The 652-nt window shown below is 70.0% G+C and carries 1 protein-coding gene; it reads right to left on the bottom strand.

Features of this window, described 5'->3' with window-relative positions:
- A partial coding sequence (locus AC1DIP_RS22230; protein ID WP_477735118.1) for a DDE-type integrase/transposase/recombinase occupies window positions 1-652 on the bottom strand: 652 nt, incomplete at both ends.

Below are 652 nucleotides of genomic sequence, written 5' to 3'. Positions count from 1 at the left end.
CTACCTTGCCGTTGGTCTGCGGCCGGTAGGGGCGGGTCCGCCGATGCTTGAGGTGTGGGCCCAGGGCTGCTGCGAAGGCCCGGGAGCGGTAGCAGGATCCRTTATCGGTCAGTACGGCTTTGACGGTGATGCCGTGCGCGGCGAAGAACGCCGCCGCGCGGACCCAGAAAGCGGCGGCGGTTTCCTTCTTTTCGTCGCCGAGGATTTCCGAGTACGCGAGCCGTGAGTGGTCATCGACGGCGTGGTGCAGGTACGCGTACCCGGTACCGGCCCTTCGGTTCCTACGACCCAGCGCCCGGCCCAGGGCGCGGTGCCCGCCGCCATCGGGAATACGGCCGAGTTTCTTGATGTCCACGTGGACCAGGTCTCCGGCGTTGTCGTGTTCGTAGCGCTGCGGTGCAGGCTTCCGGACCGGCAGCCCGGTGCCCTGGTCCAGGCAGGCCAGCCGGGGCATCCGGTATCGGGCCAGGACCTTGCCCACGGTCGAGCGGGCCACGCCCAGGTGGGCCGCAATCCGGTGCGGTCCCCACCGCCGGYTGAAACGCAACGCAACGATCCGGCGCTCGGTGCGTATGGGTGTGCGGTTCGGGCTCCGCCGCGGGCGGGAGGACGCGTCAGCCATGCCGTCCTCACCCCGGGCGAGGTACCGGTC

The organism is Pseudarthrobacter sp. 05T312 (assembly GCF_056396685.1).
This window is presented reverse-complemented; position numbering and strand designations above follow the sequence as displayed.